A 23,842-nucleotide genomic window follows, 5' to 3' on the forward strand; every position below is an offset into this window, starting at 1 on the left:
GGACAGACATCCGGACAAATTCAATTTGTCCGTGTTATATTTTTAGGTCATAAATGCAGGTTTGGCATGGCGCAAACTATGATTTATGCTCCAGAAAACGGTGAGTTGGAGGGAAGAAAACTATGAGTTAGATTCGTTAACACTTTACGAGAACAGGTCTTTCATGGAGAAAAATGGCTGTAGGATGCAATATTATCCCTTGTTCCTTGTTATTATGATATACAAACTGTTGTGGAAATGAAAAAGAAAATAGTTATAATGATGGTGCTGCTGCTTGCTGTTGTTGGAGCAAAGGCACAAGAAGTGGAGAATCCGGTAGGCAGATTCTCGGTAATTCCTCGTATTGGTGTATCTCTGGCTAACTGGAGCGGATTGGTCCTCGAACCTGAGAAGGGAATCTCGCTAAAGCCTAAGTATCAGGCTGGCTTCATGGGTGGCGCAGATGTGGAATATCGCATAAATAAGAGCCTGGGTATTACGCTGGGTGCTTATTATGCCCGGCAGGGTATGCGCTTCCCTGACTGTGAGTTGACTGAGAATGCTGAAAAAGGGGAATATACAGGTATTAAGAATCATCATGTGAACCTCGGTTATATCCAGGTACCGCTCATGCTGAAAGCCTATCTTGTAGAGGGCTTGTCGGTGAATGCAGGCGTTCAGGTGGGATTCCTTTGTGGCGACGGCAAGGTGAAAAGAGAGGAAACCGACCTTCAGAAGGACAAGAACGGGTCTGTTACATACAAGGATATGCAGGAAACCGAAGCTCCTTGGCCTGCCAAGAAGGTGGATGTAGCCATTCCTTTGGGCTTGAGCTATGAATATATGAACGTGATTCTGGATGCCCGTTACAACGTGAGCCTGACGAAGGCTGGCAAGGGTGATTGGGATAACTGCAAGAACAAGGCTCTGACCTTTACCGTGGGTTATCGTTTTACATTATAAAAGAATATTTGGATAGAAATAAGAAAAGCCTCAAATCCGCAAAGGATTTGAGGCTTTTACCTTATCTGATAATCAGATGATTCTATGATTCTTTATCCAACCTGGCTTCCTGGCTTAACCTTGCCAAGGAGAGAAGTTACGTTCAATGAGCCGTCGAAGTTGACTGCACTCAGAATCATACCCTGACTCTCAATGCCCATCATCTTGCGAGGAGCAAAGTTGGCTACGAACAATACGTCCTTGCCGATTAGCTGCTCTGGCTCGTAGTAGGCTGCGATACCTGAGCAGATAGTGCGCTCTACGCCAGAACCATCGTCGATGGTGAACTTCAGGAGTTTCTTAGACTTCTTTACCTTCTCGCAGTTCAGAATGTGACCTACGCGGATATCGAGTTTCTCGAAATCATCGAAGCTAACCTCTGGCTTGATAGGAGCAGCCTGATAAGAAGCCTCCTCGTTAGCCTTCTTGGTGTCAGCGAGCTTCTGGAGTTGTCTTTCGATAACCTCATCCTCAATTTTCTCGAAGAGCAATTCAGGCTCACCGAGCTGGGTACCAGCCTTGAGCAAATCTGTGCTGCCGAGCTGAGTCCACTCGAAGTTAGGCATATTGATCATCTTGCGGAGCTTCTCAGAAGAGAATGGCAAGAATGGTTCGAAGGCGATGGCGAGGTTGGCAACCAACTGGAGGGAGATGTTCAGGATGGTCTCCACACGCTTAGGATCGGTCTTCCAAACCTTCCAAGGCTCACACTCTGTGATGTATCGGTTACCGATACGTGCCAGGTTCATAGCCTCTTTCTGAGCCTCGCGGAACTTGAATACGTTAAGATACTGCTCTACCTTCTCCTTCACGTCCTTGAACTCAGCGATAGCCTTCTCATCTACCTCCTGCAATTCACCACAGGCAGGAACTACGCCGCCCCAATACTTCTTAGTGAGTTGGAGGGCACGGTTTACGAAGTTACCGTAAACGGCAACCAACTCAGAGTTGTTGCGCTCCTGGAAATCCTTCCAGGTAAAGTTGTTGTCCTTGGTCTCAGGCGCATTGGCTGTCAATACATAGCGCAATACATCCTGCTTGCCTGGCAAATCTACGAGATACTCGTGCAACCATACAGCCCAGTTGCGGGATGTTGAAATCTTATCATCCTCCAGGTTCAGGAACTCGTTGGCTGGTACGTTGTCTGGCAAGATATAGTCGCCGTGAGCCTTCAGCATAGTAGGGAAGATGATGCAGTGGAACACGATATTGTCCTTACCGATGAAGTGAACAAGACGTGTTTCAGGATCCTGCCACCACTTCTGCCATGTTCCCCACTTTTCTGGATGAGCATCGCAAAGCTCCTTGGTGTTTGAGATGTAGCCGATAGGTGCATCGAACCAAACGTAGAGCACCTTTCCTTCTGCACCCTCTACTGGAACAGGAATACCCCAATCCAAGTCGCGGGTCATGGCACGTGGCTGAAGATCCATGTCCAACCAGCTCTTGCATTGGCCGTAAACATTGGTACGCCACTCTTTGTGGCCTTCCAGAATCCACTTCTTCAACCAATCCTGATACTTGTTCAATGGAAGATACCAGTTCTTGGTAGGCTTCTTTACGAGACCATGACCAGGGTTATTCTTGTTGGTAGGGTTGATGAGCTCCTCAGGAGAGAGGGTAGCACCACATTTCTCGCATTGGTCGCCATAAGCACCCTCTGCACCACAGCGAGGACAAGTACCTACGATATTACGGTCGGTAAGAAATTCGCCTGTTACCTCGTCGCAGAACTGCTCCTCTACCTTTTCTTCCAATACGCCCTTGTCATAGAGTGTGCGGAAGAAGTCTGAAGCAAACTTATTGTGAGTAGGCGAAGTGGTACGGCTGTAAATATCAAAAGAGATACCGAAGTCCTCGAAACTCTTCTTGATGAGGTTATGATAGCGGTCAACCACCTCCTGAACGGTAATTCCTTCTTTCTTGGCACGGATAGTAACAGGTACACCATGCTCATCGCTACCGCCGATGAAGACAACATCCTGCTTCTTGAGACGGAGGTAGCGAACATAGATATCGGCTGGCACGTATACACCTGCCAGGTGACCGATATGCACACCACCGTTGGCATAAGGCAAAGCCGCAGTCACGGTAGTACGTTTAAAGTTCTTTTGTTCCATATTAGCTAATATATTTTTGTTATTTGGCTGCAAAATTACAAAAAATGTTGGAGATAAGAAAGAATTATCGTCGCTTTTTCTTACTTATATATATAATAAGGTGTAAAAAGCTGGGTTCTTTAGTGTTTTTATAGTAAGGATAGCGTAGGGCAGGATACGAAAAAAGACCCTTTGCATCTCTGCAAGAGCCTCCCATCTTGTACATTTCCATCAGACTCCTCCCTGATAGGACTGTACCTAATTATATTATCATTTACTTTTTCTACAAACTTATTCATTCTGACAACTTATGTTGTTGACCTTTTACCATCTAATTACCTTAGTATGTAGAAAACTTCTTCCTTATATATTTTTATCTATAGAGAGATTTCTTACATTACGTTCATATAGGCGATAACGGCCAACTCTGCAAGAAGAATTACGAAACCAATCTTCTTTACTGCGTTTGTAATTTTAAAAATGCAATCCATAATCTTAATAGTTTTGTTGTTAATAATTAAACTAGCGTTGTGCTAGCTTTCTTTTTACGTTTGCAAAGGTAATGCATTTTTTTATCCTATATGGGGTAATTTTTGTTAGAATTAGTGATTTTTGTAAATTTAAAAGCTAATTAAAATCAATTATTACACCTTATGGAATAGAAATTACCCCGTCTTAGACGATTTTGCTATTCGTTTTTGTCTGTTTTTTGTGGTATTTTTGTCTTTATGGGGTAATATTTTCGTAATGACAAAAGAAAATAGCCATTCTAAAACAGATTTGTAACTATTTTAAAATGGCTATTCTTCTATTTTTCTCCCTTTTTCCCTTTATAAATCCAACTTTTTAGAGCGAATGATAGGAAAAAACGGATTTTTATCCTTTTACATATATCTTCTTTATGATTATAAATGTCCTCTTTCTGCCCAATCGCCTCTGTCGAGGGTTCTGTATCTCACGGCTTCTGCTATATGGTCAGGCTTAATCTGTTCACTTCCTGCCAAATCAGCAATGGTTCGTGCCACTTTCAGTATTCTGTTATAGGCTCTGGCTGACAAAGAAAGCTTCTCCATTGCCATTCGGAGCAGTTCGATACCTTGTTCGTCGGGTTCGGCAAACTGATGAATCATTCTTTCGGTCATCTGGGCGTTGCAATGGATGCCTTTATAATCTTTGAATCTTTCGGCTTGAACTTCTCTTGCCTTGATGACTCTTTCTCTGATTTTGACACTTGGCTCACCTGGTGCTGCCTTCGATATGTCCTGGAAAGGAACGGGACTGATTTCGCATTGGATGTCGATGCGGTCTAGTAACGGACCCGAAATCTTGTTCATGTATCTTTGAATCTGGCCTGGCGTGCAGACACAACGATGTGTCGGATCACCATAATATCCGCATGGACAAGGGTTCATACTTGCCACAAACATGAATGAACATGGGTAATCTGTAGAATATTTCGCTCTGCTGATGTTGATGTGGCGGTCTTCCAATGGCTGGCGGAGTACTTCCAGAGTGGTTTTATTGAACTCCGGAAGTTCATCGCAGAACAGAACGCCATTATGGGCGAGCGATATTTCTCCCGGTTGTGGCGATGTTCCACCGCCTACCAGAGCCACTTGAGAGATGGTATGGTGAGGAGACCGGAACGGGCGTTGGGAAATGAGTGATACATTCTTGCCCAGTTTGCCTGCAATGGAGTGAATCTGTGTTGTTTCCAGACTCTCAGAGAGCGTGAGAGGGGGGAGGATGGACGGCAAACGTTTTGCCATCATCGACTTTCCGGAACCTGGAGGACCTACCATAATCAGGTTGTGTCCGCCAGCCGCAGCCACTTCGAGCGCTCTTTTCACGTTCTCCTGACCGCGAACATCGGCATAATCGTATTCACAATGTGTCTGGTTTTCGTAAAATTCCTTGCGGGTGTCAACGATTGTAGGAGAAGGATTGCTTCTGTCGCTCATGAATTGTATGACTTCGAAAAGCGTTTTCATGCCGTAAACCTCAAGGTTGTTTACGACTGCCGCTTCCCGAGCGTTCTGTTCCGGCACAATCAGTCCCTTAAAGTGCTCTGCTCTGGCTCTGATAGCTATCGGCAGGGCACCTTTGATAGGCTGGAGCGTACCGTCAAGGCTCAACTCGCCTACCATCATGTACTCTTTCAGATGATCTTCGGGAATGTTGTTGTTGGCGCCTAGAAGTCCGATTGCAAGCGGCAAGTCGAAACTGCTGCCCTCTTTCCGGAGGTCAGCTGGAGCCAGATTGATAGTGATGTCGGCTATCGGAAATTTGAAGCCGCTATACTGGAGAGCTGCTGAAATTCGGTTACGGCTCTCCTTGACCGCCTCGTCGCCTAAGCCTGTGAGGTGGTACATGACGCCTCTGTTGAGGCTTACTTCTACGGTTACAGTAGTTACTTCTAGTCCGTTAACTGCTGCACAATATGTCTTTACTAACATATAGGCGTGCTTTTTATGGGTTCTTGACTAGCTCGAAAGTATTTATTTTAGCAGTTGGTCGAGCTTATTGTAAAGCTCTTGCTTTTTCATGCCTCGGGCGATGATTTTACCATTTTGAAGTATGATGTTGTCAGGAAGGTTTTCCAATCCCAACTTCTTCAAGGTCTTGTCTTCCAGCATTTCGCCGTTGCAGATGGTAGGGCATGCGATAGAGTCGCGCTTGATGTTGTTCTTGCATTCGCTCTTGCTGGCATCCAGACAGAAAGCCATCAGCTTAAGCTTGCCGTTCGATTTTTTCTGACGGCTCTTCAGTTCGCGCTGCATGTCCTGGCTGTCATAGTTATAGGTAGCCCAGGTGTAGAGTACGGCAACCGGAGCGCTGCTCATTTCTGTACTAGAAACGAGTTTTCCGTTGATATCGTATGCTGTAAATGAAGGCAGGGTTGCACCGGTGCCTACATTCTTCATGGTTTCTGCCAACTGCTTCATCTTAGCCAACTGTCCGTTTTTAGGCTGTTCCTTCTCTACGATATTGATGAGTGAGAGCGCCTTGCGGTAATCAGGTTGTGTAGAAGTGATGAAGTATTTTCTGATCAGATAGATGCTGCACACAGAATTCGGATGTTCTCTGACGAAGTCTTCAGCATGCTTTTTAGCCTCAGGTGGCGTATCTTTCAGGATGTTCTGGCGGAATTTTGTCATCAGTTCGTTATCCTTGGTTCCGCTTACCTCCATTTCCTTAAGGTGCGAAGCATCTGCCTTGATTTCTACTGATTTGCCCGATTTTGCGAAAATAGGCTGCTCAGAGAAATTAGGGAAAACAAGCATAATGGTAAAATCTTCCTTACATTCGGTTTCGAAAGTAAAACGACCGCCTTCTACCTTGATGGTGTCAACGCCTTCGAAGCCCCCGTCAGGACTGTATACATAAAACTCGCCTTGATTCATGTTGAGAAATTTGCCTTCAAACTTGAAATGCCCACCGCTAACACCACATGATGTTAAGACCAGCGTAATGAATAAAATGAGGATGTAAGCAAATTTTTTCATAAGGAAAAACTTTAAGGTGCCGCGAGCGGGACTCGAACCCGCACAGCCATTACTGGCCAAGGGATTTTAAGTCCCTCGTGTCTACCAATTCCACCATTGCGGCATGGTAAACGTTAAGAGTTGAGCGGAAAACGGGACTCGGACCCGCGACCCCAACCTTGGCAAGGTTGTGCTCTACCAACTGAGCTATTTCCGCGTTATGTGGGTGCAAAGGTAATGCTATTTCTTTAAATCTCCAAACGATTTACATTTTTTAAGACAAGAAAGCGCCATTTTTTTCGTTTGCCCTCCGTTTCTGCTTAGTTTCCTACATGTATATCGCTTCCTGTACCATGGTAATCTACTATATATTTCATCATCGCCTTGTCGTTTTTGCTCTTTCCGCCGCTTGTGATGGTTCCGTTTTCCAGGCTGTAGATGCGTTTACATTTGTCGCAAATTACCGATTGGCGGTTGCCGGTCCATTCCAGCGGATAGTTGGTTCCACCATATTGTTCCAGGCAGTTTGGACATTGGCGGTCCCAGGCTACAGGTCCGCTGAAGTTGGATAATCCCATGATGAAGCCGTTCTTTTTGGCATCTTTAGGGTCGTTGCCCGCTCCCAAATAGGTATAGTTGGCATAATTCTCCTTCGCTGTAGAGAGGATGATGGTTTCCGTCTGGTTTTTCCCATCGTTTAATGTAGAATAGATATTCCAGACTCCATTCACCTTTTTGGCGCTAACCATCGTGTAGACGCCCGTTCCGTTGAGGGCTGTTTCCAAACTTGTGCCCGGATGGTATTGCGACTTGAAATAGAACTGGCAGGGATATTTGGTGCTGATGCTGTTTTCTGCATCGCACGAACAAAGTAAGAGCATAGCTATTCCAGCCATGCTCTTCACCTTATTATATATATATACCTTATTATATATGCTATTCTTCATGCAGAAACCTTTCAGTCTTTATTTCAGAAGATTCTTCTCGGCATTCTCCATGCGCTCGAAGTGGAACTCAGAGAGGGTCTGCTCCATCAGCGCCTGAATCTTATCGTTGCAGAGATTGCCGATGCTGCCTTCGTGAGTATGATGAATATCCTTGTTTGGCTTGAATTCGCCAGCCTCGATTTCCAGTCCTACCTTCTTGTAAGCATCGCGGAATGGCATTCCGTTGGCTGCAAGCTGGTTCACTTCTTCTACTGAGAACATAGGGTCGTAGCGAGGATCGTCAAGAATATGCTCGTTCACCTCCATCTTGTTGATGATGTAGGCAGCCATCTGCAGACAGTCCTTCAACTCGTCGAAGGCAGGGAGGAACACTTCCTTGATAATCTGGAGATCGCGGAAATAGCCTACTGGCAGGTTGTTCATGATGAGCATTACCTGCTGTGGAAGGCTCTGGAGCTTGTTGCTCTTGGCGCGAATCAACTCGAATACGTCTGGATTCTTCTTGTGTGGCATGATGCTCGAACCGGTGGTGCACTCCTTAGGCAATTTCACGAAACCGAAGTTCTGACAGTTGAACATGCAGGCGTCGAAAGCCATCTTTGCCAAAGTTCCTGCCACGGTAGCCATGGCGAAAGCCACGTTGCGCTCCATCTTTCCTCTGCCCATTTGTGCATAAACCACATTATAGTCCATGCTGTCGAAACCGAGAAGTTCGGTGGTCATGGTGCGGTTCAATGGGAATGAACTTCCATAGCCGGCAGCGCTACCCAATGGGTTGCGGTTGGTCATGCGGTAAGCAGCCTGAAGGAAGAGCATGTCATCGGCAAGTCCTTCAGCATAAGCGCCAAACCAGAGACCGAATGATGAAGGCATAGCCACCTGCAGATGGGTGTAGCCCGGCATCAGCACGTCCTTATACTGGTTGCTCTTCTGAATCAGCTCATCGAAGAGAATCTTCACGGCGTCCACAATCTCCTTCAACTCATGACGGGTGAAGAGTTTGAGGTCTACGAGAACCTGGTCGTTGCGTGATCTACCCGAATGAATCTTCTTGCCCATGTCGCCCAGTTTCTGTGTGAGCATCAGTTCTACCTGGGAATGAACGTCTTCCACGCCGTCTTCTATTACGAATTCGCTCTTGTCGGCGATGGCGTAGATGTTTTTCAGTTCGGCAAGGAGCTGGGTGAGTTCATCTTTCTCCAGGAGTCCGATGCTTTCGAGCATGGTGATGTGTGCCATACTGCCCAGCACGTCATACTTGGCGAGATAGAGGTCGAGTTCGCGGTCTCTTCCTACGGTGAATCTTTCAATTTCCTTGTTTACTTCGAAGTTCTTTTCCCAAAGTTTATGTGCCATAATTTCTTTATTTATTAATCCTGGTAAGGAATCATTGCAAGCGCATCAGCAATTTTTTCGATGCCTTCCTGCAATGGCTTCTTCACCATACCCTTGATAAACATGTTAAGTTCTGCCTTGATGGTGAGTTTCATTTTGCATGAGAATTCGCCTGTAGGGAGCAGCTGAATCCAGAAGTTGAAAGGAACAGGGCTGTTTTCTGTTTCAAACTTGATGGTCTTAGGCTCCTCGCGGTCGATGATGCGCATCTTGATTTCACCCACCATAGGTGCTGTGATAGAGATGCTGTCGCTATCAAACTTGAGATCCTTCAGCTTTTCCATTTCTTTTCTCTTGTCCTCAGGAATCTGGTCTTTCACCTGCTCGAAGCGGTCTTTGAGCATCTGCAGGTTGTTCAGATCGCTCAATGTACGGTAAACAGATTCCTGCTTGTGAGGAATCTGTTTGATATTACTTTCGAATGTACTTGTACTCATTATTGATGGGTCAGCTTGATTACTTCTTCCAGTTAGCTGGATCCTTGCGCCACTCGTGGAGCAACTCTACGTCTTCCTGCTTGATATAGCCAGTCTCCAGAGCCTCTGCCACTACGTGCTCATAGTCGGTCAAAGTAACCAGCTTTACGTTAGCATCAGCAAAAGCCTTCTCGGCGATAGGGAAACCATAGGTGTAGCTAGCTACCATGCCCACAATCTCGTTGCCGTTCTTGCGGAGAGCTTCTACTGCCTTGAGAGAGCTGCCGCCGGTAGAAATCAAGTCTTCTACTACCACAACTTTAGCCTTAGGGTCGAGCTGACCTTCGATGAGGTTCTGCATACCGTGATCCTTTGGTTTAGAACGAACGTATACGAAAGGCATGTTCAGTTCGTCAGCAACCAAAGCACCCTGCGCGATGGCACCCGTAGCTACTCCGGCTACAGCATCAGCCTCTGGGAACTGCTCCAGGATAGCGTGAACGAGCTCAAGCTTTACATAATTGCGGAGTTCTGGGAATGAGAGAGTCTTGCGGTTATCGCAATAGAATGGTGACTTCCAGCCAGAAGCCCATGTGAATGGATCATTAGGCTGCAACTTGATAGCCTTTACTTTCAATAACTTAGATGCGAATTCTTTCTTCAGTTTGTCCATAATCTTTAAAGGATTAAATTATTATTAATTATTTTGCAAAGGTACAATGATTTTTGCACACGGCGGCTATATTTAGGGTTAAAATGTTTTAACTCTCGACAAAAAGAACCTTTAGTCGTGTGCGAAACCTACAGTCAGCACGCTTATCTTCATCTTTCCGGCTGCTTTTATCAGGGTTTCCGCACAGGAGATGATGGTGGCTCCGGTGGTGCATACGTCGTCGATGATGAGGATATGTTTGCCCTCAAGTTGCGTGATGGGGTGCTCGCCCTGCCTGTCATGATAGGTTGCTGCGGTTTCAAAAACCTGGCTCACGTTTTCCTGTCTTTCCTGCCGGTTCTTGTGGGTTTGGCTTTCGCTAAACTTTTTCCTTCTTACGGCATCCTTGATGATGGTCAGATGGGTGAGTTGCTGGATGCCTTTGGCGATGAGAAGGCTCTGGTTATAGCCGCGTTCTTTTTCTCGTTTTCGGGTGAGCGGGATGGGGATGATGGCGTCTATTCCGTCGAAGAACTGAATGCTTAATCCCTTCTTTGCCAGCATTCTGCCCAGATAGATTCCCATTTCAGGATGATGCATGTATTTCAGCTGGTAGACGGCTCTAGCCGATGTGGCATGGCTGATGTGATGGAAGAGAGCGCAGCAGCGTTCGATGGGAATCAGATGCCAGAAGAGTTTTGCCATCTCGTTGTCGTAGGGCTGTTTCCAGGTATCGGTTCCCGGCATGCGGAACAGACATTTTATGCATATCATCTCCTCCCCGCCAGCGAGCACTTTTCCGCAGATGGCGCAGGTTCGGGGGAAGAATAAATCTAATATGTCTCTTAACAGGCTGGTACGCATGGCTTTACTCTTAATTTTGATGTTTGGATATTGAACTTGATGCTTTGCTTTAGAATTCCTCTTCGAAATCGATGTCTCCCAGATCTTCTTCCTTCATCCGGTCGATGCATTTGTGGATAACCTCCATGCTGTATCCTCTTCCCAGGGCAAAGCGGATGAGTTTCATCGAGCGTTCATAGTCGTTCTTTGCCTTGATGGTTTTATATTTGTTTTTCATCAGGGGCAGGAGGGTTTCCATATACAGGTCGTCTTCTATCTCTTCGAAGATAGGGTCGGAGATGTCCTTCGGAATATGTTTCATCCACAGCGCCTGTTCCACCTTCCGGCGTCCCCACTTGTTGTATTTTATCTTGTCGTTGATAAAGAAGCGTGCGAAACGTTCGTCGTCGATGAATTTCTTCTCGGTCAGGAATTCCATGTTTCTGGCGATGGCATCTTCGGGCAGTTCCCACTTCTTCATCTTGTCGATCATCTCTTGCGAGCAATGTTCGGCTTGGGTGCAGAGGGTGGTGAGCTTCAGGAGCGCCTGCTGCTCGGTCATCGGCTTTTTATACTTTGAACTTTGAGATTTGAACATGATGATTTTACTTTGAACTTTGAGATTTGAACATTGAACTTTATGATTTGCCGGCTCGCATCATTCTCTGCTTTCCGAAGGCATCTTCCTTTGTATCAATAGCTTTAAACCCCAATCCTTCCAGCATTTCCCTTGTTTCTTTTTCGTAGATAGGATTGATTTCGAAGTATAATGCACCTCCGGATTTGAGGGCAGAAGAGGCATATTCGGCGATGGCTCTGTAGAACTTTAGAGGCTCTTCATCGGGCACGAAAAGAGCGATTCCAGGTTCGTGTTCCAACACATTCTTCTCCATATCCGCTTTCTCCTTTTCGCAGATATACGGGGGATTGCTCACGATGATGTTCCATCTTCCGGCATCCGATGTTTCCGCCAATTTCAGGGCATCCTGATATTCTATTTTTACGTTACCGGCATCCAGAAGCGCAACATTTCCCTGTGCTATCTTCAAGGCATCTTCCGAAATATCCCAACCCGTAACCTCCGAGCCGCCGATGTCCAGTCCCAGCGTAATGGCGATGCAGCCCGAACCCGTACAGATGTCCATGATGCGGGTGGTGTTTTCTTCCTTCTCTCCTTCCGTAATCCCTTTGTTTTCAGTCGCATCTTTTTCTATCCACTCGCAGAGTTCCGCCGTTTCGGGTCTCGGAATCAGCACGCCCGGCTCTACATGGAAGGTTCTTCCTGCAAAGTCAGCTTCGCCCAGAACATACTGTACAGGTTCGCCTTTTTGCAATCTTCTGATAATTTCTTCCAGTTTTCTTTCTTCATCTGCAGATAATTCATTAACTTTGCCGCAGATTATGTCGGTCAGCGTCATTCCGTACTTCACATCGAGCACGGTGCGGACGATAGCCTGTGCTTCGCCCGCCTCATATAGAGTGGTAATGGATTGCCAAAGTTGTTGATACGTTTTCATCTCTAAATCGTACATTATGATTTGATTTGAGAGCAAAGGTACGACATTTTATCGAAAAGTAAGTAAAAAACGAAGAAAAGTTTTAGATATGGAACAAAATAATGTTTCTTTTCAGAATGTGAAGACGGGCGAACCGTTGTCGCAAAAGGAAATAGACGAAATGTTTATGCGCCGCTGTCTGCAGCTGGCGAAAAACGGAAGAGAGAATGCCAAACCCAATCCGATGGTGGGAGCCGTTATCGTGAGTGGGGATGGCAGAATCATCGGCGAAGGCTATCATGTAAGATGCGGAGAAGGGCATGCTGAAGTCAACGCCTTTGCATCTGTTAAGCCCGAGGATGAGCATCTATTAAGCCAAGCTACCATCTATGTGAGTCTCGAACCCTGCTCTCATTACGGCAAGACGCCGCCTTGCGCCGATTTGATAGTAAGAAAAGGAGTAAAGCGATGCGTTTGCGGCTGCGTAGATCCCTTTGCCAAGGTTCAGGGTCGCGGTATCCGCAAGATTCGCGAGGCAGGCATCGAAGTAACAGTAGGCGTTCTGGAGGCGGAATGTCTCGAACTCAACAAGCGCTTCATCACCTTCAACACCCATCAGCGTCCTTACATCATCCTGAAATGGGCGCAGACCGCGAATGGCTTTCTTGATAACGGGGGTAGGGGTATGGCTATTTCCTCGCCTTTCACCAAGATGCTCTCTCACAAGTTGCGTGCTGAGAACGATGCCATCCTCATAGGCCGCGTAACCGATGAACGCGACCACAGTCAGCTCAACGTTAGAGATTGGAGCGGCAAGGACCCGATGCGCCTGGTCATCGACCGCCATCATCCTTGTTTCGAAGGTCTGGATTTCTCACGGGGCAAGACGGAAGTGTTGCAGCAAATCATGCAGTACTTATATAATAATAAGGTACAGTCGCTGATAGTAGAGGGAGGCGCCATCACCCATCAGGCATTCCTCGATGCTGAACTTTGGGATGAAATCAGGGTAGAAACGTTGTTGTCCACATCTGTGGAAAACGTGGTAACTGCCGGAACACCAGCGCCTATGCTTCCTCATAACGTCCGGTTAATCAGCCACGAGGCGTATGATGGAAATGTTATCAACACCTACGAGCGGATGTAATCTTCTCATAGATTTGCTTTTCCCTTCGGCCAGCGATTTTCAATTCACAGATGACACAGATTTAGTGGCGTATGCCCAATTCAACATTCAACACTTAACATTCAAGAAAATGAGTAACAGATTTACATCGCGCCTGAGTGATGACGACGATTTCAAGCGAGACGAACTGATACGTAAGATAGAGCATTCGGTAGAGCAGATGACGCTCTCAGAACTGGAAGCCCTGTCTTATGATATGTTTACCAAGGGTTATATGGAGGATTATTAGAAAATCCCCCATTATAGTCTTTGCGTTTAGGATGCCTTTTCCATCCCTTCTTATGTATCGCTATTTTGCTCGAAACGGGTCTTTTGATGTATTTTGCGCAGAATAGCCACTCTTTATTTTGCTCGAAATGATATTTTTATCCAATTTCGAGCAAAATAGCGTGCGTTTATTTTGCTCGAAACGATATTTTTTGTATATTTGCAGCAAAATAAACGCAAAGATTATGGCACAGAAAATTATCGGAAGAAAGCAGGAGAGTAAGGAACTCCTGGATCTTTACAAGGAAAATAAACCTGTTTTTGCAGTAATATATGGTAGAAGAAGGGTCGGAAAAACCTTTCTCGTAAGAGAATTGTTTCAGGATAAAATGAGCTTTTACCATACGGGTTTATCTCCTTACGAGTTGAGTGGTCAAAAAATAATGGAGCAACAGTTGACTAGCTTTTACTCCAGTCTTGTTCGCTATGGCAGCAAGGGTAAGAAGGTGCCATCCTCTTGGCTCGAAGCTTTTGATGCACTCATCAATCTCTTGGAAGAGCAAGATGCAGACAAGCGTCAGGTGATATTCATAGATGAATTGCCATGGCTTGATACTCCCCGCTCGGGATTTGTTACAGCATTAGAGCATTTTTGGAATGGATGGGCTGCAGGAAAGCAGAATATCATGCTTATCGTCTGCGGCTCTGCCACGTCATGGATTTCAGACAAGCTGTTAAACAACAAAGGCGGTTTGTTTGATCGCACAACTGATGAAATCAAGTTGCGCCCGTTTACATTAGGCGAATGTGAAGAATACTATCAGGCTAACAACATCGTGATGTCTAAGTTCGACCAGATACAATGTTATATGGCTACAGGTGGCATTCCTTATTATATTTCCATGCTTCAGAAAGGCAAAAGTCTGGCTCAGAATATGGACAGGCTTTTCTTCGAGCCTGCAGCCAAACTCGGCTTAGAGTTCGACCGTCTCTATTCTTCTCTCTTTACTAATGCGGAGGATTGCATGACTATCGTGCGCCTTCTGGCTCAAAAAAGACAGGGATATACGCGAAAAGAAATTGTTTCGCTTACAAAAATACCTAATGGCGGGGGGCTTTCTGCTACATTAAAATCACTCGAAGTGAGTGATTTCATAACATCGTATGTTAAGTATGATTATCCCAAGCGTGAGGTATATTTCCGTCTGACAGATTTCTACAGCAAATTCTATTTGTCATTTATTGATGGCAGAAAGACGACCAATCCACATTTCTGGCAAGACAACCTGCTGACACCTGAGCTGACAGCATGGCGAGGTTTTACCTTTGAATCGCTTTGCTATTATCATCTGCCACAAATCAAGCAGGCGCTCGGTATTAGTGGAGTGCAGACAGAGGTGAGTCCCTGGAAAAGCAGAAAAGAGAAAGATGGTGCGCAGATAGATATGATTATTGACAGAGCCGACCGCGTCATCAATGTTTGTGAAATGAAATTCTGCGAGGATGATTTCTCCATCAATGCTGCTTATGATAAGAATCTGCGCCATAAACTGAGTACGTTTGCTGAAGAAACGAAATGCAGGAGTTCCTTGCATCTTACATTGGTTACTACTTATGGGCTTAAGTTCAATGAATATGCCGGTCGGGTACAAAGTGTCGTTACAATGGATGATTTGTTTAAATGACAGATACAGTTCTTTAGTGCAAGTAGCTTCGAGGGCAGATGAAAGTACTTACGATGGCTGATGAAAGTACTTACAATCGTTAGCGCAGCTATATTCGTTTTATTATGCCCGATTATTAGGTTAGCTGTTTTTCGGGAACAGCCGATGGGAGAACCGAAAATAGCCAACTGGCAAAATATAAACAGCTAACTGGCAAAACGCAAACAGCCGACTAGCGCAAGAGTCGCTAGTCGGCTGTTTTACTGGAACAGTTATCGAAACCTCCTTTATTTTGTTTTCGTATAGGCTTCCTGCCAAATACTCTTCACTCTTCACCAAAAGCCCCGAATTCCCTGTGTTTATCGGCATTCTGAGGGGTGAAGAGTATTCGGGCACTCTTCACCTACTCTTCACCACTCTTCACCCTTCAGTTCTGGCTGATTTGCAATCCTTCTATCTGTCTTTCGCATCTGTTTCCGTGCCTGAAGGTGGAGAGTGGTGAAGAGTGGTGAAGAGTGGGTGAAGAGATAAAAACAACTCTTCACCCCTCGGAATGCCGATAAACACAGGGGCTCCCGGCCGAAAGGTGAAGAGTGAAGAGTATTTTGATGATAGCTTCGTTTATTTCTTAAACTGTCTTTGGTTTCGCCTTCCAGACGATGCAAGTCATCAAGACAGACATCAGGGCTGCGCCAATCCAGAAATAATTGATATAGGTAAAGTAGTAAGTCTCTACGCCATTTACCAGATGCTTGTTGCCCTCGATGAGCAGACCGCTCATGATGTCCTGGATGCCGGCACCCACATAACTCGCTACGCCGACAACGCCAAGAGCAGCACCCGATGCATTCTTAGGCGCAATATCTACCGCCATCAAACCACCAAAAGTTTTTGTTTCATCTTCTTTATCATATATTTCATTCCATTCGGAATGTTACATGATAGCCTGCCACATTATGCTCGGCTAGGGAGAGGTTGATGGATTGCATCATCAGCATCTGGCGGGAGATGGAGAGGCCGATGCCCGAACCTGATGGCTTGGTAGAGAAGAAGGGGATGAACATCTCCTTTGCCACATCGGCTGGGATGGGGGCGCCATTGTTGCTGAAATAGATGCTCGAGAATTGTGAACTCTCGATGCTCTCTGGATGTTTGTGGAAGCATCGAATGTCGATGGCTGAGGCGTGAGCCTCGATGGCATTCTTGGTCAGATTGATAAATACCTGGTGCAGCATGTTTTTGTCGGCAGACCAGGTGGCATCTTCGGGGATATGGATGTGCCATTCTATCTGAGGATAGAGCGGTTTGATGCCTTCCACGAAATCCTTGAGTGGAATGTTCTCGATGACTGGTTCTTGTAGCTGGGTGAGCTTGCGGTAGCTGTCCACAAAACTGGTGAGCGACTTGCTGGTGTCTCGAATGGCTCGGATGCCTTCCTCGTAGGGCGAGCCTTGGATGTCGGGATTGCTAAGATAGGCTTGGCAGATACTGGAGATGGGGGCGGTGGCGTTCATAATCTCATGGGTGAGCACTCGGGTTAGCTTTTGCCAAGATTCCACCTCATGCTGCGCCACCAGTCTGCCGATGTCGTTCTCCATATCGTTGAGGGCTTGCTGCAAGGCTCGTTCTCCAGAGAGCAATCCCTTGGTGGATAGACGGAAGGAGTAATCGCCATTGCGGATAGCCTCTTGCATCAAGAAGGCACGGCTCTTCAGGTTGCGCTGATGGCGCAAGAAGAGATAGATGATGCCTCCGATGATGAGGAGAATGATACCTATTATATATATGTGGAAGATGGTGTCCATATCAGATGTTGATAATCATGAATGATTGTGATGGAAAATTATCGTTTTAACTTGGCGTAAAGCGTTTGGCGAGTGATGCCGAGGAGTTCGGCGGCGCGTGAGATATTGCCGTGGCATTGATCCACAACCTTGTGAATATGAGTGCTCTCGATGCTCTCCAGCGTCTCTACTTCTTGGCTTCGGTCGATGGCATCCTTTAGGGTTCTGATGAGTTCATCGTTATCCCAAGGCTTGGTGATGAAGTCGGCTGCGCCAGATTTCAATCCCTTGATGGCGAGCTGGATATCTGCGTAGGCGGTGATGAGCACCACGGGGATGTTGGCATGGAGACGGCGGAAGGTGCGGAGCCAAAGCAAACCTTCCTGTCCGCTGTTTACGCCCAAGGAAAAATTCATGTCGAGCAAGATGATGTCCACTGGCTCTTGTTGGAGCAGAGTGGGGGCGGTGTCTGGGCGAGGCAAGGTGAGAATCTTCTCAAAAGTGCCGCCCAGGCATATCTTCAGGGCTGTGAGTATCGATGGATTGTCGTCGATAACAAGTATTGTTCCGTATTTCATCTATTTGTGTTCTGTTATATCTTTTGTTTGCAAAAGTACACTTTTTTCTTGAAATAGCCAACAAAATGGAATGTGATGTGTGATTATCATACAGAAAAGTGTATGAATTTCATACAATCCACTTGCCGCTGGCTTCTGGTCTTTGGCAGAATCAAAAGGAATGGCTACCTTTGCATCAGAAAAAATAATGAAACAACAGATATGAAAAGTTATTTTAAGTTCTTATCACGCAACAAACTCTATACGGCTATCGAGGCTTTCGGACTCTCGATAGCCTTGGCTTTTGTGATGATTTTGGTATCCTACGCCTTCATGGAGTATCGGGTGGGCACGCATCAGCCAGATGCCAAGAATCTCTATGTGCCTGGTTCGGGCGATTACCTTGGCATGACCTTGGGTACGGCTAAGGAGTTCTTTCCTTCCATCCCGGAAATCAAGGAATGGACCCGATTTAGCGATTATTATACAGACAAGGGTGCTGTGGTGGATGGTCAATACTTCCATGTGCAGGCACGTGCCATAGATTCTAACTTCTTGGATATGATGGGAATGAAGTGCAGGGGATGCTCCGCTCATCGTGTGCTCACGGATAAGCACCAGGCCCTTATCTCCGAGTCTTTTGCCAAGAGGGCTTTTGGCAATACGAATCCTATCGGGCAGGTCGTTAAGTGCGACACGCTGCAATTCAAGGTAGTGGGCATCGTGGATGATTTTGGCAGGGAAGACTTGCTGGAACCCACCGACATCTTTGTTTCCATGAAATTTAAGGACGCAGATTTGTATCCGATGGATCAGTTTGGTGAGGTTGTTACCATCGCCAAACTGGCAGATAATGCTGATCCAGAAAAGGTGAATGCCACATTGCTCAATAAATATATGGGCTATTGGAAGAAATGGTGGAGTCGTAGGAAGACAACTGGCAGTTTCTTGTGGGGCTCTAGCTTGGTACGCTGGGATAAGTTGTATTTTTCAGATATTACATGCTCGCATGTCCGTCATGGCAGCAAGACCTTGGTCAATGTCCTTTTGATTGTGGCACTCGTCCTCTTGCTTTCAGCCATCTTCAATTACATCAATCTCACCGTGGCGCAGATAGGCAATCGAGCCAAGGAGATGGCTACCCGCCGCCTGTTGGGTGAGTCGGTACTGGGTGTGGTATTGCGCTATATCAAGGAGGCAGCACTCTTCACGGCAGGTTGTTTCTTGCTGGGCATTTTGCTGGCTTGGGCATTCACACCTTTATTTAATAGCATCTTGGATACGAAGATTTCGCTCTTCTCTTCGCCTGCCGTTTGGGGATGCCTGTTGGTGGCTTATCTCGTTATCTCCTTGCTGTCGGGCTTGTTCCCAGCCATCGTGGTGTCTCGCTTCAATCCGATAGATGTGGTGAAGGGTACCATCCGCTTGCGCAGCAAGATGTGGTTTAGTAAAATATTCATTGTGGCACAGAGCGTTATCAGTATGTCGCTAGTGGTGATGGCTATCACGATGATGCTCCAGATGCGCCATCTCGCCAACATACCTTTGGGGTATCAGACGAAAGACATTCTCTGCATCTCCACCACTTTCGGATTTGATAATGTGGATGTCAGAAACGCAGCGTTGATAGCGAGATTGAAGTCTCTGTCAGAGGTGGAGGAGGCTACGGCTATCGGCAACAATCCTGTCATCAGCTTTGCCAATGGTGTGCATGATGAGAAGGGAGAAAATATAGCGTTCTTGAGATTGAGCGTATTGGATTCCATAGCGATGAAGACGATGGGTTTCAAGGTGCTGGAGCGATATTCAGACCCTACGCCAGGCAAAATCTGGGTTAGCGAGGAAGCCAAGAGAACCTTTGGCGTATCGAGCAAGAAGCCATATTTCGGTAATCGTGAAGGCAAGCCGGAATATGAGGTTTGTGGCGTTGTGAAAGATTTCCACTGTGGCGACGCTCTTGATGAGTTCAAATCTGACAAATTTGGAAATCATAATGCGATACGTGTTCCTTCTAATCATGATGTGCTTTGGACCATCTTGGTGAAGACTCGTGGCGACCATGCCCAAGCCTTGGCTGCTATCCAGAGTGCCTGCAAGCAAGTGGCTAAGGAGCAATTGGGCGTACCTACGGATATGGATACGGAGTATCTGGACGACACCTTGGCGGATGCCCTCAAGGAGAAGCACAACATGATGGTGCTCATCATCACCTTCATGGGCATTTCTATCTTGATTTCCGCCCTCGGCTTGTTTGGCATGTCGGTATATTACGGCAACCAGCAGCGCCGACAGATAGCCTTGCGCAAGGTGATGGGAGCCTCGGTGACAGATGCGGCATGGCAACTTTCCAAGCGATTCCTCATCACATCGTGTGTGGCTGTGGTTATCGCCATCCCATTGTGTGTTAAGCTGATGCAAGAATACTTGATAGGTTTCAAATATCGCATCGATTTCCCTTGGTGGACATTGGTAGCAGGAGCTATCTTCACCTTGCTGCTAGCCTTGGTATCGGTCTTCAGCTATACCCTGCGCACCGCTCTGGAGAATCCGATAGACAGCATCAAGATGGAATAGCATGATGAGCTAAGTAAACATTAAACACTACACATTAAACATTAAATCAAGATGATACGTACAGAGAATTTAACGAGAATATTTCGTACAGAAGAGATAGAGACCATCGCCCTGAACGGCGTGAACATCAATGTAAAGGATGGCGAGTTTGTAGCCATCATGGGACCTTCGGGATGTGGCAAGTCTACCTTGCTCAACATCCTCGGCTTGCTCGATACACCTACCGAGGGTAAGTATTGGCTGGGCGATGAGGAGGTAGGACATCTCAAGGAGCGTGAGCGCACGGCTTATCGCAAGGGTCGCATCGGTTTCGTCTTTCAGAATTTCAATCTGATAGATGAGTTGACGGTAGAGGAGAACATCGACCTGCAGCTCAAATATCTAGGCATTGGCAAGGCGGAACGCAAGGAGCGAGTGCTCGACATCCTGCGCAAGGTAAAGCTCAGTCATCGTGCCAAGCATTATCCTCATCAGCTCTCCGGAGGTCAGCAGCAGCGTGTTGCGATAGCCCGTGCCGTGGTGGGCAAGCCTAGCATCATTCTTGCCGATGAGCCTACGGGTAACCTCGATTCCAAGAATGGTATGGAGGTGATGCAGTTGCTTAGCGAGCTGAACGAGGAGGGAACCACCATCGTGATGGTGACGCACTCCAAGCACGATGCTACCTACGCCAGTCGCATCATCAATCTGTTTGATGGACAAGTGGTGGATGCGATGAATGATCAGCTTTAAGCTGCGGTTTCTGTCCAACAATTAGACGGTAGTGTCTAATTGTTGGACAGTTTGTTTAATGAGAGTTTTTATTTAATGGTTTGATTATCAGGAGAAATGCTGTTTTGGCACGGCTCTTGTCCTTATCATGCCAAAATGAAGAAGATTATGAAAAGAATAGGAATATTGATAGGGTGGCTGGTCTGGGCTGCAGGCGCCTCGGCACAGAGTTGGAGCCTTGACGACTGCATGAAATACGCCGTGGAGCACGCCACGGAGGTGAAGCGGGAGGTGGTAAATGCCCGCCAGCGCAAGCAGGATTACCAGCATGCTGTGGCAGGATTCCTGCCTTCCGTTACAGGTGGCGTGCAGGGACAGTACGCCTGGGGACGAAACATCGATCCGGAAACCAATACTTATAATAATGTAACGACATTCAACAACTATTATCAGCTTTATGCCGAACTGAATGTCTTCGATGGTTTCGCCACCATCAACGCCTTGAAGCAGGCAAAGTTGAGCCGGGATTATTCAGCCACGGCGATGCAGAAGATTCAGGACGACCGTGCCATCGACGTGATGCAGAAATATGTGGATGCTGCCTATGCTGAGGCAAGCATTCAGATAGCAAGCGAGAAACTGAACGAAAGCAAGCGGATGCTGGATAAGATGAAGCGCCTGTATGAACTGGGCGAGAAAGGCCGACCGGATGTGGTACAGATGGAATCGCAGGTGGCAGAAGATGAATACAATCTTACGCATCAGGAGAATGTGGCAAAACAGAGTCTGCTCGCCTTGAAATCAGCGATGAATTTTCCGGTGGATGAAGAGCTGAAAATTCTGATTAATGAGGAGCAGAATTTGAAGTTAACGTCTGATAATAAAGAGGTTCCTGAATCTGGAGTAAACTACGAAACCGTTTACCAGGGCTTTCAGAATATTTCTCCCGATTTAAAGTCGGCAGAATATGAAGTGGAGCGGGCACGGTATGATTACAAGATAGCAAAAGGCAGATTGCTGCCATCACTCTCTCTCGGTGGCGGCATTTCTACCAATTATTATAAGAATCTCTCTCAGAAAGGGCAATACGATGGGTTTGCCTCGCAGTTTCACAACAACCAGGGCGAATACCTCGCGTTGACCCTTTCCATACCTTTTTATAATAGCGACCGATGGCACAGCGTGAAGAAGGCACGCAACGACTGGCAACTGGCACAGGTGAACCTGGAGGAAACCCGTCGCAAACTTCACGACCAGATAGCCCAGGCGGTAATGGATGCAGAGGGTTACGCCAAGGAGTTGCATCAGATGCAGAAGAAGGTGACCTCCGATTCGCTCGCCTATCACATGTCGAGCCGCAAGTTTGAGGAAGGAATGCTTTCCACCTTCGACCTTCATACCGCAGCCCAGACGCTTCTGGAAAGCAGAATCAAGGAACTCCAGATGCAGATGCTGCTCATTATCAAACAGAGGCTGGTTGCTTATTACCAGGGAGAAAATTTAATAAGATAAATTATGGATATAAAAATAGAAAAGAAAAAATATCTCGTGCCTCGCAAGTATTGGGCATGGATTGGCGGAGGAGCGGTTTTGATCGCAGTCCTCATTTGGTTGGGATTGAGCAATTTCTCTTCCACCCTGAAGGTGGACAGGAAGGGATTGAGCATCGGAACCGTGGAGAAGGCACAGTTCAACGATTATGTTTCGGTGGATGGACAGGTGGTTCCTATCTCCGTGGTGCAGATCAGTTCCGAGGAAGGCGGTATCGTTCTGGAGAAAGTGGTGGATGAAGGTGCCCACGTGAACAAGGGCGATGTAATCGTGAAACTGAGCAATTCGAATCTCGACCTGGAGATTCTGAATGCCGAAAGCGAACTTGCCGAAAAGCAGGATATGCTTCGCAACACCCAGATTTCGATGGAGCAGGACCGCCTGAACAATAGCAACGAGGAACTGTCGCTTTCGCAGGATGTCATTACCAAGCGCCGCTCCTATCAGCATCAGGAGGCGTTGCACAAGGAAGAACTCAATTCGCGCGAGGAGTATCTGAAGGCTAAGGAAGATTACAACCTTGCCGTCAAGAAGCATGCACTCATCAGCAAGCGATTGAAGAAGGATGCACAGCTCCGCCGTTCGCAGATGGATCAGATGGGTGATAATCTGGAAGCCATGCAGAAGAATGTGCAGCTGGTTCGCCAGCGCAAGGAGAAGCTGAACATCCGCAGCACCATTTCGGGCGAAATCGGCTTGCTCGATGTGGAACTGGGACAGAGCATCCAGGCTGGACAGAAGATTGGAGTCATCAACGACCTCAGCAATTTCAAGGTGCAGGCGCAGGTAGATGAGCATTACATCGACCGGGTAAAACCGGGACTTACTGCTACCTTCGACCAGAACGGCAAGCATTATCTCCTGCAGGTCCGCAAGGTTTATCCCGAGGTAAGAGACGGCAGGTTCCGCATCGACTTCGTCTTCAAAGGCGTTCGTCCAGGCAACATCCGAACCGGTCAGACTTATTATGTAGATTTGCAGCTCGGTCAGTCGAAGCAGGCAATAATCATCCCTAAAGGCACGTTTTATAGTGTAACGGGTGGTCAATGGATTTTTGTTTTAGACAAGAGTGGCAAGAAGGCTTATCGCCGCAAGATCACCATCGGTCGCCAGAATCCTCAGTATTATGAGGTGATTGAGGGCTTGGAGCCGGGCGAGCAAGTTATCGTTAGTGGCTATGAAGCCTATAAGGATAATGATGTATTAGTTTTTAATTAGTAGTGATTAGTTAGTAATGATTAATTAGTAGTGATTAGTGATAAATTGGGCTAACGCCCTTGAAACAGGATATTTG

21 protein-coding genes, 2 tRNA genes and 1 pseudogene are annotated in these 23,842 nt (G+C 46.7%); 9 read left to right on the forward strand and 15 right to left on the reverse strand.

Going from position 1 to position 23,842, the window contains the following annotated elements; genetic code table 11:
- Window positions 1–237: 237 nt before the first annotated feature.
- On the forward strand, window positions 238–942 hold the full coding sequence (locus RCO84_RS14335; protein WP_317585447.1) for a porin family protein: 705 nt from the start codon (window positions 238–240) through the stop codon (window positions 940–942).
- Between the two features lie 92 nt (window positions 943–1,034).
- Here RCO84_RS14335 and metG read toward each other — a convergent pair whose 3' ends face one another.
- The 12 genes from metG to prmC form a co-directional block, all read right to left on the reverse strand.
- Entirely contained in the window at window positions 1,035–3,101 is a 2,067-nt protein-coding gene (gene metG, locus RCO84_RS14340; RefSeq protein WP_287798141.1) for a methionine--tRNA ligase, read from the reverse strand.
- Window positions 3,102–3,985: 884 nt separating this feature from the next.
- Window positions 3,986–5,536 (reverse strand): YifB family Mg chelatase-like AAA ATPase, encoded by a 1,551-nt coding sequence (locus RCO84_RS14345; protein ID WP_317585448.1) that lies wholly within the window; start codon window positions 5,534–5,536, stop codon window positions 3,986–3,988.
- A gap of 42 nt (window positions 5,537–5,578) precedes the next feature.
- A complete protein-coding gene (locus RCO84_RS14350; protein WP_317585449.1) occupies window positions 5,579–6,586 on the reverse strand; it encodes a DUF4369 domain-containing protein in 1,008 nt (335 codons plus the stop codon).
- Between the two features lie 17 nt (window positions 6,587–6,603).
- Window positions 6,604–6,689, reverse strand: a tRNA-Leu gene (locus RCO84_RS14355).
- A 20-nt stretch (window positions 6,690–6,709) separates the two neighbouring features.
- Window positions 6,710–6,782, reverse strand: a tRNA-Gly gene (locus RCO84_RS14360).
- Between the two features lie 103 nt (window positions 6,783–6,885).
- A complete protein-coding gene (locus tag RCO84_RS14365; protein ID WP_317585450.1) occupies window positions 6,886–7,512 on the reverse strand; it encodes a hypothetical protein in 627 nt (208 codons plus the stop codon).
- Between the two features lie 18 nt (window positions 7,513–7,530).
- Entirely contained in the window at window positions 7,531–8,868 is a 1,338-nt protein-coding gene (argH, locus tag RCO84_RS14370; RefSeq protein WP_317585451.1) for an argininosuccinate lyase, read from the reverse strand.
- A 14-nt stretch (window positions 8,869–8,882) separates the two neighbouring features.
- Window positions 8,883–9,344, reverse strand: coding sequence for an SRPBCC family protein (locus tag RCO84_RS14375; RefSeq protein WP_117587246.1), 462 nt, complete (start codon window positions 9,342–9,344; stop codon window positions 8,883–8,885).
- Window positions 9,345–9,363: 19 nt separating this feature from the next.
- The gene (gene pyrE / locus RCO84_RS14380; RefSeq protein ID WP_006848066.1) at window positions 9,364–9,996 is read right to left on the reverse strand and encodes an orotate phosphoribosyltransferase; all 633 of its coding nucleotides are present in this window, start codon (window positions 9,994–9,996) and stop codon (window positions 9,364–9,366) included.
- Window positions 9,997–10,107: 111 nt separating this feature from the next.
- Entirely contained in the window at window positions 10,108–10,749 is a 642-nt protein-coding gene (locus tag RCO84_RS14385) for a ComF family protein (RefSeq protein ID WP_317585452.1), read from the reverse strand.
- A 139-nt stretch (window positions 10,750–10,888) separates the two neighbouring features.
- On the reverse strand, window positions 10,889–11,416 hold the full coding sequence (locus RCO84_RS14390; RefSeq protein WP_181975270.1) for a regulatory protein RecX: 528 nt from the start codon (window positions 11,414–11,416) through the stop codon (window positions 10,889–10,891).
- 40 nt (window positions 11,417–11,456) lie between these two features.
- Window positions 11,457–12,350: a peptide chain release factor N(5)-glutamine methyltransferase gene (prmC, locus tag RCO84_RS14395; RefSeq protein ID WP_317585453.1), complete on the reverse strand. Its 894-nt coding sequence runs from the start codon at window positions 12,348–12,350 to the stop codon at window positions 11,457–11,459.
- A 73-nt stretch (window positions 12,351–12,423) separates the two neighbouring features.
- Between prmC and ribD the strand changes: the two genes are divergently transcribed.
- The 4 genes from ribD to RCO84_RS14415 all read left to right on the forward strand — a co-directional run bounded on the left by ribD (window position 12,424) and on the right by RCO84_RS14415 (window position 15,883).
- The gene (ribD, locus tag RCO84_RS14400) at window positions 12,424–13,461 is read left to right on the forward strand and encodes a bifunctional diaminohydroxyphosphoribosylaminopyrimidine deaminase/5-amino-6-(5-phosphoribosylamino)uracil reductase RibD (RefSeq protein WP_317585454.1); all 1,038 of its coding nucleotides are present in this window, start codon (window positions 12,424–12,426) and stop codon (window positions 13,459–13,461) included.
- Window positions 13,462–13,570: 109 nt separating this feature from the next.
- Complete coding sequence (locus RCO84_RS14405) at window positions 13,571–13,729, forward strand: hypothetical protein (RefSeq protein ID WP_022121547.1); 159 nt, start codon at window positions 13,571–13,573, stop codon at window positions 13,727–13,729.
- Between the two features lie 223 nt (window positions 13,730–13,952).
- Window positions 13,953–15,392 carry an AAA family ATPase gene (locus tag RCO84_RS14410; protein WP_287864458.1) on the forward strand — a complete coding sequence of 480 codons (1,440 nt, stop codon included), beginning with the start codon at window positions 13,953–13,955 and terminating at the stop codon, window positions 15,390–15,392.
- 356 nt (window positions 15,393–15,748) lie between these two features.
- Entirely contained in the window at window positions 15,749–15,883 is a 135-nt protein-coding gene (locus tag RCO84_RS14415; RefSeq protein WP_317585455.1) for a hypothetical protein, read from the forward strand.
- Window positions 15,884–15,999: 116 nt separating this feature from the next.
- On the opposite strand, the pseudogene RCO84_RS14420 reads toward RCO84_RS14415, so the two are convergent.
- The 3 genes and pseudogenes from RCO84_RS14420 to RCO84_RS14430 form a co-directional block, all read right to left on the reverse strand.
- Window positions 16,000–16,254, reverse strand: a pseudogene (locus RCO84_RS14420) (MFS transporter); the annotation flags it as partial.
- Between the two features lie 34 nt (window positions 16,255–16,288).
- A complete protein-coding gene (locus tag RCO84_RS14425) occupies window positions 16,289–17,176 on the reverse strand; it encodes a sensor histidine kinase (RefSeq protein ID WP_317585456.1) in 888 nt (295 codons plus the stop codon).
- Between the two features lie 38 nt (window positions 17,177–17,214).
- Entirely contained in the window at window positions 17,215–17,733 is a 519-nt protein-coding gene (locus RCO84_RS14430) for a DNA-binding response regulator (protein WP_117695454.1), read from the reverse strand.
- A 201-nt stretch (window positions 17,734–17,934) separates the two neighbouring features.
- Here RCO84_RS14430 and RCO84_RS14435 point away from each other — a divergent pair, with 201 nt between their 5' ends.
- From RCO84_RS14435 to RCO84_RS14450, 4 genes are all read left to right on the forward strand, one after another.
- Entirely contained in the window at window positions 17,935–20,286 is a 2,352-nt protein-coding gene (locus tag RCO84_RS14435; protein ID WP_317585457.1) for an ABC transporter permease, read from the forward strand.
- 51 nt (window positions 20,287–20,337) lie between these two features.
- Window positions 20,338–21,018 (forward strand): ABC transporter ATP-binding protein, encoded by a 681-nt coding sequence (locus RCO84_RS14440; RefSeq protein WP_117691789.1) that lies wholly within the window; start codon window positions 20,338–20,340, stop codon window positions 21,016–21,018.
- 147 nt (window positions 21,019–21,165) lie between these two features.
- The gene (locus RCO84_RS14445; RefSeq protein ID WP_317585458.1) at window positions 21,166–22,509 is read left to right on the forward strand and encodes a TolC family protein; all 1,344 of its coding nucleotides are present in this window, start codon (window positions 21,166–21,168) and stop codon (window positions 22,507–22,509) included.
- Between the two features lie 3 nt (window positions 22,510–22,512).
- Window positions 22,513–23,766 (forward strand): efflux RND transporter periplasmic adaptor subunit, encoded by a 1,254-nt coding sequence (locus RCO84_RS14450; protein ID WP_317585459.1) that lies wholly within the window; start codon window positions 22,513–22,515, stop codon window positions 23,764–23,766.
- Window positions 23,767–23,842 lie beyond the last annotated feature (76 nt).

The sequence above is a fragment of the Segatella copri genome (assembly GCF_949820605.1).
Classification (GTDB): Bacteria; Bacteroidota; Bacteroidia; order Bacteroidales; family Bacteroidaceae; genus Prevotella.

Excerpts from the sequence above, each read along its gene's own strand:
- RCO84_RS14450 (WP_317585459.1), top strand. The coding sequence starts at position 22,513 with ATGGATATAAAAATAGAAAAGAAAAAATATCTCGTGCCTCGCAAGTAT.
- pyrE (WP_006848066.1), bottom strand. The coding sequence starts at position 9,996 with ATGGACAAACTGAAGAAAGAATTCGCATCTAAGTTATTGAAAGTAAAG.
- RCO84_RS14335 (WP_317585447.1), top strand. The coding sequence starts at position 238 with ATGAAAAAGAAAATAGTTATAATGATGGTGCTGCTGCTTGCTGTTGTT.
- RCO84_RS14410 (WP_287864458.1), top strand. The coding sequence starts at position 13,953 with ATGGCACAGAAAATTATCGGAAGAAAGCAGGAGAGTAAGGAACTCCTG.
- prmC (WP_317585453.1), bottom strand. The coding sequence starts at position 12,350 with ATGTACGATTTAGAGATGAAAACGTATCAACAACTTTGGCAATCCATT.
- RCO84_RS14445 (WP_317585458.1), top strand. The coding sequence starts at position 21,166 with ATGAAAAGAATAGGAATATTGATAGGGTGGCTGGTCTGGGCTGCAGGC.
- RCO84_RS14440 (WP_117691789.1), top strand. The coding sequence starts at position 20,338 with ATGATACGTACAGAGAATTTAACGAGAATATTTCGTACAGAAGAGATA.
- ribD (WP_317585454.1), top strand. The coding sequence starts at position 12,424 with ATGGAACAAAATAATGTTTCTTTTCAGAATGTGAAGACGGGCGAACCG.
- RCO84_RS14425 (WP_317585456.1), bottom strand. The coding sequence starts at position 17,176 with ATGGACACCATCTTCCACATATATATAATAGGTATCATTCTCCTCATC.
- RCO84_RS14350 (WP_317585449.1), bottom strand. The coding sequence starts at position 6,586 with ATGAAAAAATTTGCTTACATCCTCATTTTATTCATTACGCTGGTCTTA.
- RCO84_RS14405 (WP_022121547.1), top strand. The coding sequence starts at position 13,571 with ATGAGTAACAGATTTACATCGCGCCTGAGTGATGACGACGATTTCAAG.
- RCO84_RS14430 (WP_117695454.1), bottom strand. The coding sequence starts at position 17,733 with ATGAAATACGGAACAATACTTGTTATCGACGACAATCCATCGATACTC.
- metG (WP_287798141.1), bottom strand. The coding sequence starts at position 3,101 with ATGGAACAAAAGAACTTTAAACGTACTACCGTGACTGCGGCTTTGCCT.
- RCO84_RS14365 (WP_317585450.1), bottom strand. The coding sequence starts at position 7,512 with ATGAAGAATAGCATATATAATAAGGTATATATATATAATAAGGTGAAG.
- RCO84_RS14345 (WP_317585448.1), bottom strand. The coding sequence starts at position 5,536 with ATGTTAGTAAAGACATATTGTGCAGCAGTTAACGGACTAGAAGTAACT.
- RCO84_RS14435 (WP_317585457.1), top strand. The coding sequence starts at position 17,935 with ATGAAAAGTTATTTTAAGTTCTTATCACGCAACAAACTCTATACGGCT.
- argH (WP_317585451.1), bottom strand. The coding sequence starts at position 8,868 with ATGGCACATAAACTTTGGGAAAAGAACTTCGAAGTAAACAAGGAAATT.
- RCO84_RS14385 (WP_317585452.1), bottom strand. The coding sequence starts at position 10,749 with ATGATATGCATAAAATGTCTGTTCCGCATGCCGGGAACCGATACCTGG.
- RCO84_RS14390 (WP_181975270.1), bottom strand. The coding sequence starts at position 11,416 with ATGTTCAAATCTCAAAGTTCAAAGTATAAAAAGCCGATGACCGAGCAG.
- RCO84_RS14375 (WP_117587246.1), bottom strand. The coding sequence starts at position 9,344 with ATGAGTACAAGTACATTCGAAAGTAATATCAAACAGATTCCTCACAAG.